Below are 13735 nucleotides of genomic sequence, written 5' to 3'. Positions count from 1 at the left end.
TCCGTGCGTGAACAATGAGTACCGTCAGTGTGTCCACGGGCCGGTCGGTCGGCTGGCCGACGGCCCCGGGACGGTTAGGCTCTAGTCGCAAGGCACACCGCCGCGCACCACCAGCGTCACATCGCGCCACATCCCACGAAGGAGATGCTCGTGCCGTCCATCGACGTCGTCGTAGCCCGGGAAATCCTGGACTCCCGAGGCAACCCCACGGTCGAGGTCGAGGTCGGCCTCGACGACGGCAGCACGGGTCGTGCCGCCGTTCCGTCCGGTGCCTCCACGGGTGCCTTCGAGGCCATCGAGCTTCGTGACGGCGACCCCAACCGCTACCTCGGCAAGGGTGTCGAGAAGGCCGTCCTCGCCGTGATCGAGCAGATCGGCCCGGAGCTGGTCGGCTACGACGCCACCGAGCAGCGCCTGATCGACCAGGCCATGTTCGACCTGGACGCCACCGACAACAAGGGCTCGCTCGGCGCCAACGCCATCCTCGGCGTCTCCCTCGCCGTCGCGCACGCCGCCTCCGAGGCGTCCGACCTGCCGCTCTTCCGCTACCTGGGCGGCCCGAACGCGCACCTGCTGCCGGTGCCGATGATGAACATCCTCAACGGCGGTTCGCACGCGGACTCCAACGTGGACATCCAGGAGTTCATGATCGCCCCGATCGGCGCGGAGTCCTTCTCCGAGGCGCTGCGCTGGGGTGCCGAGGTCTACCACACCCTCAAGAAGGTCCTGAAGGCCAAGGGCCTGTCGACCGGTCTCGGCGACGAGGGCGGCTTCGCCCCGAACCTGGAGTCCAACCGCGCCGCGCTCGACCTCATCCTGGAGGCCGTCAAGCAGGCCGGTTACGTCCCCGGTGAGCAGATCGCGCTCGCGCTCGACGTCGCCGCGTCCGAGTTCTACAAGGACGGCAAGTACGAGTTCGAGGGCAAGTCCCGCTCGGCCGCCGAGATGACCGAGTACTACGAGGAGCTCGTGGCGGCCTACCCGCTCGTCTCCATCGAGGACCCGCTGTTCGAGGACGACTGGGCCGGCTGGAAGGTCATCACCGACAAGCTCGGTGACAAGGTCCAGCTCGTCGGCGACGACCTGTTCGTCACCAACCCGGAGCGCCTGGCCCGCGGCATCGAGGAGGGCACCGCCAACGCCCTGCTGGTCAAGGTGAACCAGATCGGTTCGCTGACCGAGACCCTGGACGCCGTCGAGCTGGCCCAGCGCAACGGCTTCAAGTGCATGATGTCCCACCGCTCCGGTGAGACCGAGGACGTCACCATCGCCGACCTTGCCGTCGCCACCAACTGCGGCCAGATCAAGACCGGCGCCCCGGCCCGCTCCGAGCGCGTCGCCAAGTACAACCAGCTGCTGCGCATCGAGGAGATCCTCGACGACGCGGCGGTGTACGCCGGCCGCTCCGCCTTCCCGCGCTTCAAGGGCTGAGCACACCCGCCGCGCCGAGCCCGTAGAAGGTAAGGCTCAGCCAGTCGTACGTACGTCCCCGTACCCGGTCCCGTACCGTGTGCGGGGACGTACGCACGTATCAGGGAGGCGGGGACATGGCCGTGAAGGACCGGGACCGGTTCTCCACCGCGACCAGGCTCAAGCTGCTCGGCGAGCAGACGGCGGCCCGGGTCTACCGCTCCCAGACCAAGCGGCAGGCCCGCCGCTCCCGGCTCACCGGCCGCGCGGCCCTGCTCGCGCTCGTGCTGTGCACGATGATCGTCGCTCTCGCCTATCCGATGCGGCAGTACGTCTCGCAGCGCGCCGAGATCGCCGACCTCGAACGCCAGCAGCAGCAGGCGCGGCAGCGGGTCGAGCAGCTGCGCGACCTCAAGGCGCGGTGGCAGGACGACGCCTACGCCGAGCAGCAGATCCGGGCGCGGCTGCACTACGTGATGCCGGGTGAGACCGGGTACGTCGTGATCGACCCCGGTACGGCCAAGCAGGCGCGCGCCTACCTCGGGGCGGCCGACCGGCCCTGGTACGCGAACGTCTGGGACGGCGTCGACAAGTCCGACGCGTCCGACCAGTGAACCGACAGAAAGCCACGCAGAACACAGCCATGCAAACGCCTCCGCCCTCCACTCCGCGTACCGAGCCCACCGACGCCGACGTCGAGGCCTTCAAGGAGCAGCTCGGGCGTCCGCCGCGCGGGCTGCGGGCGATCGCGCACCGGTGCCCGTGCGGCCGGCCTGACGTCGTGGAGACCGCTCCGCGGCTGCCGGACGGGACGCCCTTCCCGACGCTGTACTACCTGACGTGCCCGAAGGCGGCCTCCGCCATCGGCACGCTGGAGGCGAACGGCGTGATGAAGGAGATGACGGCCCGGCTGGAGAGCGATCCCGAGCTGGCGGCGGCCTACCGGGCCGCGCACGAGGACTACATCCGGCGCCGGGACGAGATCGAGGAGCTGACCGGCTTCCCGAGCGCGGGCGGCATGCCGGACCGGGTGAAGTGCCTGCACGTGCTCGTCGCGCACGCGCTGGCGGCGGGGCCCGGGGTGAACCCCCTGGGCGACGAGGCCCTGGCGATGCTGCCCCAGTGGTGGCTCAAGGGCTCCTGCGTCGTCACCGGCGCGTGACGCCCCCGCCGGGGGCGCCGCCCCCGGCCATCCCGTCCCCTTCCCGGCCGGCCGGTCCCGGCCGGCCGGGAAACCACCGCCGACAGCGAAGGAACACCGTCCATGACCCGCGTCGCCGCCATCGATTGCGGTACCAACTCCATCCGGCTGCTCGTCGCCGACGCCGACCCGGAGACCGGTGAACTCGTCGATCTGGACCGGCGGATGGTGATCGTGCGGCTCGGACAGGGGGTCGACCGGACCGGGCGGCTCGCGCCCGAGGCGCTGGAGCGGACCTTCGCGGCCTGCCGGGAGTACGCGGGGATCATCAAGGAGTACGGGGCGGAGCGGCTGCGGTTCGTGGCCACCTCCGCGTCCCGGGACGCGGAGAACCGGGACGACTTCGTCCGTGGGGTGCTGGACATCCTCGGTGTCGAGCCCGAGGTCATCAGCGGCGACCAGGAGGCCGAGTTCTCCTTCACCGGCGCCACGCGGGAGCTGGCCGGCCGGGATGACCTCGCCAGGCCGTTCCTGGTCGTGGACATCGGCGGCGGCTCGACCGAGTTCGTCGTCGGGGAGCGGCACGTGCGGTCCGCGCGGTCCGTGGACGTCGGCTGCGTACGGATGACCGAGCGGCACCTCGTGCACGGGGGACAGATCAGCGACCCGCCCACCGAGGCGGAGGTGGCCGCCATGCGGGCCGACATCGAGCGCGCCCTCGACCTCGCCGAGGAGACCGTGCCGCTGCGCGAGGCGCGCACCCTGGTGGGCCTCGCCGGGTCCGTGACCACGCTCTCCGCCATCCACCAGGACCTGCCGGAGTACGACTCCGCCGCCATCCACCACTCCCGCATCCCCTACGCCCGCGTCCGCGAGATCACCGAGTGGCTGCTGCGCTCGACGCACGCCGAGCGGGCGGGGGTGCCCTCCATGCACCCGGGACGCGTCGACGTCATCGGCGCGGGCGCCCTCGTCCTCCGGTCGATCATGGAGCGGATCGGCGCGGACGAGGTCGTGGTGAGCGAGCACGACATCCTGGACGGCATCGCCTGGTCGGTCGCCTAGACCGGGCCCGCCGGCGCCTCCCCTGAGCAGGTCAGGTGTCGTATGAGCGGCTTTTCGGGCCGCGACACGCCGTGCCACGACACCTCGCCGGAAAACTTCGTGAAGTTCTTCACAAGGAATTCCCCGCAGGTGAGGGGTCCAGGGGGTCCCATTGGCCCGTTCAGGGGCTCAACGGGCCCTTGCGCGCGCTCAGGAGAGCGTGCCGGGGGTGTCCCGCGGGGTGCTGACGAGGGTGACATCGGGTGCCCTCACGGTGCCTTCGGGAGCCCGGAGAGGCAGCTCACGCGGCATTGACAACGGGTCGTATCGGAAGTGGGTTCCCGGTGCCGTTCATGACCTGTGTCACGTGGGTCGCGGAGTGTAGCACGACCCCTGTCGGACCTTGTGAAGGGGCGCACGAGCGGGCCCCCCGGGGCGGGTGGATACTCGATGCCATGAGCACCACGGAGCGTCCCAGGATCCTCGTAGTAGGCGGTGGGTACGTAGGCCTGTACGCAGCTCGGCGCATCCTCAAGAAGATGCGCTACGGCGAGGCGACCGTCACGGTCGTCGACCCCCGGTCGTACATGACCTACCAGCCCTTCCTCCCCGAAGCCGCCGCCGGCAGCATCTCCCCCCGGCACGTCGTCGTCCCGCTGCGACGCGTGCTGCCGAAGGCGGAGGTCCTCACCGGCCGGGTCACCACCATCGACCAGGACCGCAAGGTCGCCACGATCGCCCCGCTGGTCGGCGAGGCGTACGAGCTGCCCTTCGACTACCTGGTCATCGCGCTCGGCGCGGTCTCCCGCACCTTCCCGATCCCCGGCCTCGCCGAGCAGGGCATCGGTATGAAGGGCATCGAGGAGTCCATCGGCCTGCGCAACCACGTCCTCGAGCAGCTGGACAAGGCCGACTCGACGACCGACGAGGAGATCCGCCGCAAGGCGCTCACCTTCGTCTTCATCGGCGGTGGCTTCGCGGGCGCGGAGACCATCGGCGAGGTCGAGGACATGGCCCGCGACGCGGCGAAGTACTACAAGAACGTGTCCCGCGAGGACATGCGCTTCATCCTGGTCGACGCTGCCGACAAGATCCTTCCCGAGGTCGGGCCGAAGCTCGGCCAGTACGGCAAGGAGCACCTGGAGAGCCGCGGTGTGGAGATCTACCTCTCCACCTCGATGGACTCCTGCGTCGGCGGTCACGTCGTGCTGAAGAACGGCCTGGAGGTCGACTCCAACACGATCGTCTGGACGGCCGGCGTCAAGCCGAACCCGGCGCTCGCCCGTTACGGTCTGCCGCTGGGCCCGCGCGGCCACGTGGACACCGCCCCGACCCTCCAGGTGCAGGGCACGGACTACATCTGGGCCGCGGGCGACAACGCCCAGGTGCCGGACGTCGCCGCCCGCAAGGCCGGTGTCGAGAACGCCTGGTGCCCGCCGAACGCGCAGCACGCGCTGCGCCAGGCCAAGGTCCTCGGCGACAACGTGGTCTCCGGCATGCGGGGCTTCCCGCAGAAGGAGTACAGCCACGCCAACAAGGGCGCGGTCGCCGGTCTGGGTCTGCACAAGGGCGTCGCGATGATCGTCCTGGGCAAGACCAAGATCAAGCTCAAGGGCCGTCTCGCCTGGTACATGCACCGCGGCTACCACGGTCTGGCGATGCCGACCTGGAACCGCAAGATCCGCATCTTCGCGGACTGGACCCTCGGCATGTTCCTCAAGCGCGAGGTCGTGTCCCTGGGTGCCATGGAGAACCCCCGCGAGGAGTTCTACGAGGCCGCCAAGCCCGCGCCGGTCGCCGCCCCGAAGGCCGACAAGACCGGGGCCAAGGCTTCCTGACCCGGTGTCCGGCCGGCACTGAACGAACCGAAGGACCTCCCGCCATCCGTGGTGCGGGAGGTCCTTCGGCGTTTCCGGACGACGGGGACAAGGCAAGACAAGGCGACAGGACACGGCACGCGTTCCGATATGCATGGCCCGTACAGCTATTTTGCCCAGTCGTAACTCCTTTGCGGGACTGTGCCGCTGCCCCCACGGTGTTTACGTGGTAACCGGCATCCGGGATCGATGTCTTGGAGGTGTGCGCCATGGCCGACGCCGCGTCGCGGCTGAGGAACGTTGCCGAGCAGGTGCTGGGAGTCCCGCTCCCGGTACGGCTGCGGGCCTGGGACGGATCGGAGACCGGGCCGCCGGACGCGCCGACGTTCGTCCTGCGCAACCGCCGTGCCCTGCGCCGTCTGCTGTTCAAACCGGGAGAGCTGGGCCTGGCCCGGGCCTGGGTCTCCGGCGACCTGGACCTCGAAGGCGACCTGTACACCGCGCTGGACGCGATCGCGGGACTGGTCTGGGAGCGCGGCGAGGACGGCCGTACCCTCGTCCAGGCGCTGCGCGAGCCCCGGGTGCGGGCCGCCGTCCGCGAGCTGTTCAGACTCGCCGGGCCGCCGGTCCCGCCCGCCCCGCCCCGCGAGGAGATGCGCAGACACCGCCATCTGCACACCCGCCGCACCGACAGACAGGCCATCAGCCACCACTACGACGTGGGGAACGACTTCTACGAGATCGTCCTCGGGCCGTCGATGGTGTACTCCTGCGCCTACTGGGGGGCCGGCGACGAGGCGGAGACGCTGGAGACCGCCCAGCGCGACAAACTCGAACTCGTCTGCGCGAAGCTCGGCCTGGCCCCCGGCCAGCGGCTGCTCGACGTCGGCTGCGGCTGGGGCTCGATGGCGATCCAGGCCGCCCGGGAGCACGGCGTGAGCGTGGTCGGGGTCACCCTCTCCCAGGAGCAGGCCGCCTACGCCCGTAAACGGGTCGCCGACGAGGGCCTGACGGACCGGGTGGAGATCAGGGTCCAGGACTACCGGGACGTCACGGACGGGCCGTACGACGCGATCTCGTCGATCGGGATGGCCGAGCACGTGGGGGCCGAACGGTACCTGGAGTACGCGCGGGACCTGTACGCGCTGCTGAAGCCCGGCGGGCGGCTGCTGAACCACCAGATCGCGCGCCGCCCGCAGCAGGACGAGTCGGCCTACAGCGTGGACGAGTTCATCGACGCGTACGTCTTCCCCGACGGCGAGCTCGCCCCGGTCGGCACCACCGTCACCCTGCTGGAGCGGGCCGGGTTCGAGGTACGGGACGTGGAGCCGATCCGCGAGCACTACGCCCGCACCCTGCGCCGGTGGGTGGCCAACCTGGAGGCCGACTGGCCGCGCGCGGTCCGGCTGACCAGCCCCGGCCGGGCCCGCGTCTGGCGGCTGTACATGGCCGCCTCCGCCCTCGCCTTCGAGCGCAACCGCATCGGCGTCAACCAGGTGCTGGCCGTCCGGACCCCCGCGTCCGGCGCGTCCGGGCTGCCGCTGCGCACCCGCACCTGGCACCGGGCGGCGCAGGAGCGCAGGCCGTAGACCGGCAGGACGGCGGGACCGGACGACGAGAAGGGGCCCGCGCGGGCGCGGGCCCCCTTCGCCGTACCGTCCGCGGCTACTCGGACTTGATCGCCGCCAGCATGTTCAGCTTCGCCGCGCGGCGGGCCGGCCACAGGGCGGCCAGCACACCGACCGTGCCGGCCAGCAGCAGGAACACCGCCATCCGGGCCCAGGGCAGCACCAGTTCGTACGTCGGCATCTTCGCGCCGACCAGCTGGCCGGCCGCCCAGCCGAAGAACACGCCCAGGCCGATGCCCAGCACCCCGCCGAAGAGCGAGATGACCAGGGACTCCAGGCGGACCATCCGCTTGACCGCCTTGCGGTCCAGGCCGATCGCGCGCAGCATCCCGATCTCCTGGGACCGCTCGAACACCGACATGGCCAGGGTGTTGATGACACCGAGGACCGCGACGACCACCGCCATCGCGAGCAGGCCGTAGACCATGTTCAGGATCAGCGTGAAGGCCTGCGCGATGGAGTCGGACAGGTCCTGCTTGTCCTGCACCTTGATCGCCGGGTTGGAGCCGAGCGCCTTCTCCAGCCCGTCCTTGGTGGCGTCGGACGCCCCCTTCGCGGTCTTGAGCATGACCTGCATGTCGGCGGGGTCGGCCACGTGCGGGGTGAGCACGGAGTTGTCGAGCATGATCCCGCTGATCAGCTGGTTGCCCTCGTAGACCCCGGCGACCGTCAGCTTCTGCGTCTTGCCGTCCTCGTAGTGGACGGTGAAGGACGAGCCGGCCTTCCAGCCGTGCGACTTCGCGGTGCTGTCGTCCACGACGACGTCCGAGCCGCCCACCTCGAAGGAGCCGCTGTCCACCGTGAGGTCGGTCAGCTTGCCGATCGCCGAGCCGTCGACGCCGGTCAGGTACTCGGTGTCGCCGTCGATCCGGGAGGCCGCGTTGCGCAGCGGGCTGCTCGCGGTGACGCCGTCGGCGGCCGCGACCTTCTTCGCGACGTCGGGGGAGAGCGGGTTGCCGTTGGCCATCGACACGACGTAGTCCGCGCTGATCGCCGCGCTCGCCATCTCGTCGATCGACTTCTGCAGGCTGCCCGCCATCACCGTCATGCCGGTGATCAGGGTGAGACCGATCATCAGCGCGGAGGCGGTGGCCGCGGTACGGCGCGGGTTGCGCACCGAGTTCTGCCGCGCGAGCTTCCCGGCGACCCCGAACCCGCGCAGCAGCGGGGCCGCGGCCGCGATCAGCGGGCGGGACAGCAGCGGGGTCAGCACGAAGACACCGATGATGAGCAGGACCGCGCCCAGCCCCATCGGGGCCTGGCCGTCGCTGCCGCTCATCGTGGTGGCCGCCAGGATCACCGCCACGCCCGCCGCCGAGAACAGGGCGCCGATCGTGTTGCGCAGCACCAGGGACTTGGCGGTCGGGGCCGCGTGCAGGGCGCTCATCGCGGCGACCGGCGGGATCTTCGCGGCACGGCGGCCGGGCAGCCAGGCGGCCACCATGGTGATGCCGACGCCGACGGCGAGCGCGGCCACCACCGTGCTCGGCGTGATCACCAGCGGGCCGTCCGGGACGCTCGCCCCGAACGCGCCCAGCAGCGAGCGCAGTCCGGCGCCGATGCCGATGCCCGCGACCAGACCGGTGACACCGGCCACCGTGCCGACCACGAAGGCCTCGATCAGCACCGAGCGGGTGACCTGGCGGCGGGAGGCGCCGACCGCGCGCAGCAGGGCCAGCTCCTTGGTGCGCTGGGCGACCAGCATGGTGAAGGTGTTGGCGATGATGAACGTGCCGACGAACAGCGCGATGCCGGCGAAGACCAGCAGGCCCTGGCGCAGACCGCTCATGCCATCGGCGATGGCCTGCGCCTGGTCGTCGGCGAGCTTGTCGCCGGTGGTGGTCTCGACGAGCTTCTCCGGCAGCGCCGCGTCCAGCTGGGACTTGAGGGCGGTCTGGCTGGTGCCGGACTTCGCGGTCACGTCGATCTCGTCGTACGCGCCCTTCTTGCCGAACAGCTGCTGGGCGGTCGCCGTGTCGAACAGGGCGAGGCTGCCGCCGGCCGCGACGTTGCCGTCGTCGGTGGTGAAGATGCCGGCGATCTTCGGGGTGAGGACCGGGCCGTTCACCGAGATGCGCACGGTGTCGCCGACCTTGTAGCCGGCCCGCTCGGCGGTGCTGGAGTCGATCAGCACCTCGTCCGCGCCGCTGGGCGCGTGGCCGCCGACCAGCGGGTAGCGGGCGTCCTCGGTGCCCCAGTAGTTGCCGCCCGCGGACTGCCAGCCGCCGCCGATCAGCTTGCCGTCCTTGTCGGCGATCGCGGTGAAGCCGGAGACGACGCCGGTGGCGGAGGCGGCCCCGGGGACCTTCTCGGCCTTGTCGAGCACCGCCTGGGTCAGGTCGGGCGTGGTGCCGACCCGGTCCCCCCGGGAGTCCTGGTGCTTGGCCTGTACGGCGACGTCGACGCCCTCGAAGCCCTTGGCGGAGCTGTTCTGGTAGGCGTCGGAGATGGTGTTGGTGAAGACCAGGGTGCCGGAGACGAACGCGACGCCGAGCATCACGGCGAGCACGGTCATCATCAGCCTGGCCTTGTGCGCGAGTACGTTGCGCAGGGCGGTGCGGAACATCAGCTGGTGCGGCCCTTCGCGTCGAACTGCTTCATGAAGTCGAGGACCGTCTCGGCGGTGGGCCGGTACATCTCGTCGACGATCCGGCCGTCGGCGAGGAAGACGACCCGGTCCGAGTAGGAGGCCGCGACCGGGTCGTGGGTGACCATGACGACCGTCTGGCCCAGCTCGCGCACCGAGTTGCGCAGGAAGCCCAGGACCTCGGCGCCGGAGCGGGAGTCGAGGTTCCCGGTCGGCTCGTCGCCGAAGATGATCTCCGGCCGGGAGGCGAGCGCGCGGGCCACGGCGACGCGCTGCTGCTGGCCGCCGGAGAGCTGCGAGGGACGGTGGCCGAGCCGGTCCTTGAGACCGATCATCCGGATCACGCTGTCCAGCCACTCCTGGTCGGGCTTGCGGCCCGCTATGTCCATCGGGAGCGTGATGTTCTCCAGGGCGGTCAGGGTCGGCAGCAGGTTGAACGCCTGGAAGATGAACCCGATCTTGTCCCGGCGCAGCCTGGTGAGCTGCTTGTCCTTCAGGGAGCCCAGCTCGGTGTCGCCGATCCGCACGGAACCGGAGGAGAAGGTGTCGAGGCCGGCCACGCAGTGCATCAGCGTGGACTTGCCGGAACCGGACGGTCCCATGATCGCGGTGAACTCGGCCTGCCGGAACTCGACGGTGACCCGGTCCAGGGCGACCACCTGGGTCTCACCCTGGCCGTAGATCTTCGAGAGGTCCGTGGCGCGGGCGGCCACGGTGGTGGTCCGCCGGTCGGCGATGGGTGTGGTGGACACGGAAGGGCGCTCCTGTCGGGACGACGGCTGCATGGATCCCCACCATCGTCGCCGCCGTACGGGCCCGTGGAGTCACCCGCAGTTCCCGTTCCGGGGGCCGACTGGGGTTGGACCGGGAGGGCTCGGGGTCATACCTGGGGATGAGGCGCGCCCCTCGGAGAACAGGTGGAGCCCCCTTGTTCGGACGGTGAAATTCCGTCATTCCGCGTACGCGCGCACCCACCCCGCGTAACGCTATTGGCAAGTGCGGATGGCTCGTTCCAGGGGCTGATGCACCCTCAGACGTCAATAAAATAAGACAACATCGGGTTGCCCGCCCGGTGCTCGGGAGACGCCTCCCGATAGGCTCGTGGACTCGTAGCGGAGCCCATGGCCTGCCCGGATGGTGGAATGCAGACACGGCGAGCTTAAACCTCGCTGCCCCTCGCGGGCGTACCGGTTCAAGTCCGGTTCCGGGCACTTCCCGCCCTATCCGGCCCACCGGGCCAAAAGTCCGGTTGGTGCCGGCGTGAGTCGGCCACCCTTCCCGGGCCCCGCGCACCCTCTTCAGGCGGAGTCCCGGGGTGTTCGCGGCCCCGCTGTTCCGGCGTACCGGCCGGACCGGGATCCGCGCACCCGGCATCCGCACGCCTTCTTCGCGCCCCACGGGCCACCGCCCGGATCGGCCGCACCTCCTGTCCGCACCGCCCGGCCCCGCCGGGGGTGCGCGCGTCCGGTCGGGCCCAGACGTGATATGCGAGATAGAACACGATACATCCAATTCTTCACATCCTTTACGGGAAGAATTCGCCCTGCATGCAGATTTCGTGATGCGCCTAGTTAAATCCCCATCGTGTTCTTTACTTAAAATGCTTTGGTGGCGATTGCATGCCGGGGATGCGGATGATCTAATTCCTGTGTACTGCGATAGCTGAGTGAAGAACGGGGTTGCCTGCCTTGGCGTTAAAGGAAAACGGTGCCCGAATGACTGCGCTGCTGGAACGGCGTCTGGTCGTGAGACTTCCCATCAGCTCCCTTCTGCCTGGGGATTCGCCCCGGCTGGAGGGTGAGCGATCCGACCACATACGTCTTCTCGCCGAATCCGACGCGCATTTCCCACCCGTAATCGTGCACCGACCCAGCATGCGTGTCGTCGACGGCATGCACCGGCTGCGGGCCGCCGCGTTACGTGGCGACAAGACCATTGATGTATGTTATTTCGACGGGGTCGCGGAAGATGCTTTCATCGTCGCGGTCGAGATGAATGTGCGGCACGGACTTCCCCTGTCGCTTCCGGATCGGAAAGCTGCGGCGGCGCGTATCGTCGCCGAGCGTCCCGAGTTGTCGGACCGGGCCATATCCGCCGTCACCGGCCTCTCGGCGCGGGCCGTGCGGGCCGTGCGGGACCAGCTCACCGACCGGGCACGGACCGACGGCCAGGGCGGCCAGGACGGCCGGGGCCTCGCCCGGGTCGGGCGGGACGGACGGGTCCGTCCCGTCAGCAGTGCCACCGGACGGCAGCTCGCCGCGGCGCTGCTGCTGGAGAACCCCAGCGCGTCCCTGCGGGAGGTGGCCAGAGCCGCCGGGCTGGCGCCGTCCACCGTGATGGACGTCCGCGACCGGCTCCGCTACGGCCAGGATCCGGTGCCCTCCGGCCAGCGGCGGGCGAAGAACAGAGGGGCGGCACGGCAGGAGGGCGGCCACCGGCCCGCCCCGGCGCCGGGCACCGCGGCCCCCGAGCCGGACGGGACCGTCGCGCTGCAGAAGCTCCGCAAGGATCCGTCCCTGCGGTTCAGCGAGACCGGACGCGTCCTGCTGAACTGGCTGAGCAGCCAGCCCGAGCGGCAGCACTGGCAGGCGCTGCTGGACCACATCCCGCCCCACAGCGTGCAGAGCGTGCTCCAGGTGGCGCAGGCGAACGCCAGGGCCTGGCAGGAGTTCAGCGAGCAGCTCCAGGGAGCCTCCGGCGAGAGCCGCGCGGCGATCGGGTAGCGCGCGGGAGGCGGCCGCCGAACGCCGAACGCCGAACGCCGTGAGCCGCCCCCGGTGGTGGTGTTCCGGTGGCGGCGTTCGGTGGTGGCGACGGTGGTGGTGTTCCGGCGACGGTGGTGGTGGCGGTGGTGGTGGCGGTGGTGGTGTTCCGGTGGTGGCGGTGCGGCCGGTCAGGAGCCGGTGCGGGACCGTACGGCCTCGATGAAACCGGCGGCCTCCGCGGTGGGGAAGGACGCGGCCAGCCGGTGCGCCCGGTCCAGGACGGCGTCCTTCTCCGCCCGCACCCCCGGCGCCACCGCCCACAGCGGCCGCACCCGGGCGCCCCTGCGGCACTTCGCCCGGTACGACTCCGTGCCCAGGTGCAGTCGGCGCAGGCCGCGTTCGTAGCAGTACCGGAGCGGGGCGTGCAGCATGACCTGGGCGTACGTCGCCGAGTCCTGGGCCGCCGCGTAGTCGAACCCGACCAGGCGCAGGCTCAGTTCGGGGCCCCGGACGTAGCAGAGCGAGAAGCCGACCAGACGGCCCCGACCGTCCCTGGCCTCGAAGACGACGGAGAGCCCGTCCAGGTGGTCGGCCTGCCGGCCCAGGGTCGAGCGCTGCTCCTCGACGGTCTCCTCGTGGCCGTACTTCCACTGCACCTGGGCGAGGAGGGGGGCGCCTTCCTCGCAGACCTCGGAGAGCCGGGTGCGGCGGATCCTCAGGCCGCTCTCCTCGAACCGCCTGACCTCCCGCTGCCAGTTGGTCCGGCGCTGCTTGCCGTTCAGCGAGCGGCGCAGGTCCTCCGGGCTCTCGCCGACCAGGTCGACCACGCAGTCCGCGCCCACCAGATGGATCTCCCGCGCGGTGAGCGGCCCCAGCAGCCGGGCGGCGGCGACGACGGTGTCCGTGGCCTCGGGGGTGAGATAGGGCCACCACCAGCGGCCTTCGGATTGCGGCAGCTCCCGCAGGGCGCCGGTCAGCAGGGCCGCGGTGCGTGCCGCAGCCGTCGACGGTGCGGCGCCGGGCGGGGCCGGGACCGCGGAGCAGTAGCCCCGCCGGCCGCCGACGGTCAGGGCGGGCGGGGCGGCCGGGACGTCCAGGGCGGTCGCGGGCCGGTAGCTCCGGTGCGGGTCGCGGGGGTTCCAGTGGGCGGCCAGGACCGCGACGGGGTCCGGGTGCGGGGCCGAGCCCGCGTCCGGCCGCTCCCGCAGGGCGAAGTAGTGGGGCTCGCCGGTGGGGCTCGTGTCGACGAAGCGGAGCCAGGGCGAGGAGAGGTAGAAGCCGGCGTCCGACGCCAGGGCGTCCCACGCGGGGAGGCCGTCCACCGCTCGGACGTGCTGTACGGGATGTGCGCTGTCGGCGTTCGTCATCATGCGGCGAGTGCTCCGGGGCCCGAAGGGGAGAGG

General features: G+C 70.8%; 10 protein-coding genes and 1 tRNA gene. 8 read left to right on the top strand and 3 right to left on the bottom strand.

Translation table 11 applies throughout. The features are described from left to right. Positions 1 to 144 precede the first annotated feature (144 nt). From eno to ACZ619_RS19755, 6 genes are all read left to right on the top strand, one after another. Positions 145 to 1431 carry a phosphopyruvate hydratase gene (gene eno, locus ACZ619_RS19780; protein ID WP_362320976.1) on the top strand — a complete coding sequence of 429 codons (1287 nt, stop codon included), beginning with the start codon at positions 145 to 147 and terminating at the stop codon, positions 1429 to 1431. A 116-nt stretch (positions 1432 to 1547) separates the two neighbouring features. Then, positions 1548 to 2024 (top strand): FtsB family cell division protein, encoded by a 477-nt coding sequence (locus tag ACZ619_RS19775; protein WP_469600297.1) that lies wholly within the window; start codon positions 1548 to 1550, stop codon positions 2022 to 2024. 29 nt (positions 2025 to 2053) lie between these two features. Continuing rightward, on the top strand, positions 2054 to 2572 hold the full coding sequence (locus tag ACZ619_RS19770) for a DUF501 domain-containing protein (RefSeq protein ID WP_469600295.1): 519 nt from the start codon (positions 2054 to 2056) through the stop codon (positions 2570 to 2572). A gap of 102 nt (positions 2573 to 2674) precedes the next feature. Further along, on the top strand, positions 2675 to 3616 hold the full coding sequence (locus ACZ619_RS19765) for a Ppx/GppA phosphatase family protein (RefSeq protein WP_469600293.1): 942 nt from the start codon (positions 2675 to 2677) through the stop codon (positions 3614 to 3616). A 434-nt stretch (positions 3617 to 4050) separates the two neighbouring features. After that, the gene (locus tag ACZ619_RS19760) at positions 4051 to 5433 is read left to right on the top strand and encodes an NAD(P)/FAD-dependent oxidoreductase (RefSeq protein WP_469600291.1); all 1383 of its coding nucleotides are present in this window, start codon (positions 4051 to 4053) and stop codon (positions 5431 to 5433) included. Between the two features lie 248 nt (positions 5434 to 5681). Next, entirely contained in the window at positions 5682 to 7001 is a 1320-nt protein-coding gene (locus tag ACZ619_RS19755; RefSeq protein ID WP_469600289.1) for a class I SAM-dependent methyltransferase, read from the top strand. A gap of 76 nt (positions 7002 to 7077) precedes the next feature. Here the strand turns inward: ACZ619_RS19755 and ACZ619_RS19750 are convergent, their stop codons facing one another. Both ACZ619_RS19750 and ACZ619_RS19745 read right to left on the bottom strand, forming a co-directional pair. After that, entirely contained in the window at positions 7078 to 9606 is a 2529-nt protein-coding gene (locus tag ACZ619_RS19750; protein ID WP_469600287.1) for an ABC transporter permease, read from the bottom strand. Further along, positions 9606 to 10379, bottom strand: coding sequence for an ABC transporter ATP-binding protein (locus ACZ619_RS19745; protein ID WP_469600285.1), 774 nt, complete (start codon positions 10377 to 10379; stop codon positions 9606 to 9608). Before ACZ619_RS19745 ends, ACZ619_RS19750 begins: the two co-directional genes overlap by 1 nt. Before the next feature lie 376 nt (positions 10380 to 10755). Here ACZ619_RS19745 and ACZ619_RS19740 point away from each other — a divergent pair. Beyond that, positions 10756 to 10838 (top strand) — tRNA-Leu (locus ACZ619_RS19740). Between the two features lie 663 nt (positions 10839 to 11501). Further along, positions 11502 to 12350 (top strand): streptomycin biosynthesis protein, encoded by an 849-nt coding sequence (locus ACZ619_RS19735; RefSeq protein WP_469600283.1) that lies wholly within the window; start codon positions 11502 to 11504, stop codon positions 12348 to 12350. Between the two features lie 170 nt (positions 12351 to 12520). Here the strand turns inward: ACZ619_RS19735 and ACZ619_RS19730 are convergent, their stop codons facing one another. After that, on the bottom strand, positions 12521 to 13702 hold the full coding sequence (locus ACZ619_RS19730) for a GNAT family N-acetyltransferase (RefSeq protein ID WP_469600281.1): 1182 nt from the start codon (positions 13700 to 13702) through the stop codon (positions 12521 to 12523). Between the last annotated feature and the right edge of the window lie 33 nt (positions 13703 to 13735).

The sequence above is a fragment of the Streptomyces sp. NPDC104367 genome (genome assembly GCF_055583825.1).
The sequence above is the reverse complement of the archived record's forward strand: the minus strand, read 5'-3'. Positions and strand labels throughout refer to the sequence as shown.

What these genes read in the sequence shown, in the direction of transcription:
- eno (WP_362320976.1), top strand. Translation starts at nt 145, where the DNA reads ATGCTCGTGCCGTCCATCGACGTCGTCGTAGCCCGGGAAATCCTGGAC.
- ACZ619_RS19775 (WP_469600297.1), top strand. Translation starts at nt 1,548, where the DNA reads ATGGCCGTGAAGGACCGGGACCGGTTCTCCACCGCGACCAGGCTCAAG.
- ACZ619_RS19770 (WP_469600295.1), top strand. Translation starts at nt 2,054, where the DNA reads ATGCAAACGCCTCCGCCCTCCACTCCGCGTACCGAGCCCACCGACGCC.
- ACZ619_RS19765 (WP_469600293.1), top strand. Translation starts at nt 2,675, where the DNA reads ATGACCCGCGTCGCCGCCATCGATTGCGGTACCAACTCCATCCGGCTG.
- ACZ619_RS19760 (WP_469600291.1), top strand. Translation starts at nt 4,051, where the DNA reads ATGAGCACCACGGAGCGTCCCAGGATCCTCGTAGTAGGCGGTGGGTAC.
- ACZ619_RS19755 (WP_469600289.1), top strand. Translation starts at nt 5,682, where the DNA reads ATGGCCGACGCCGCGTCGCGGCTGAGGAACGTTGCCGAGCAGGTGCTG.
- ACZ619_RS19750 (WP_469600287.1), bottom strand. Translation starts at nt 9,606, where the DNA reads ATGTTCCGCACCGCCCTGCGCAACGTACTCGCGCACAAGGCCAGGCTG.
- ACZ619_RS19735 (WP_469600283.1), top strand. Translation starts at nt 11,502, where the DNA reads ATGCGTGTCGTCGACGGCATGCACCGGCTGCGGGCCGCCGCGTTACGT.
- ACZ619_RS19730 (WP_469600281.1), bottom strand. Translation starts at nt 13,702, where the DNA reads ATGATGACGAACGCCGACAGCGCACATCCCGTACAGCACGTCCGAGCG.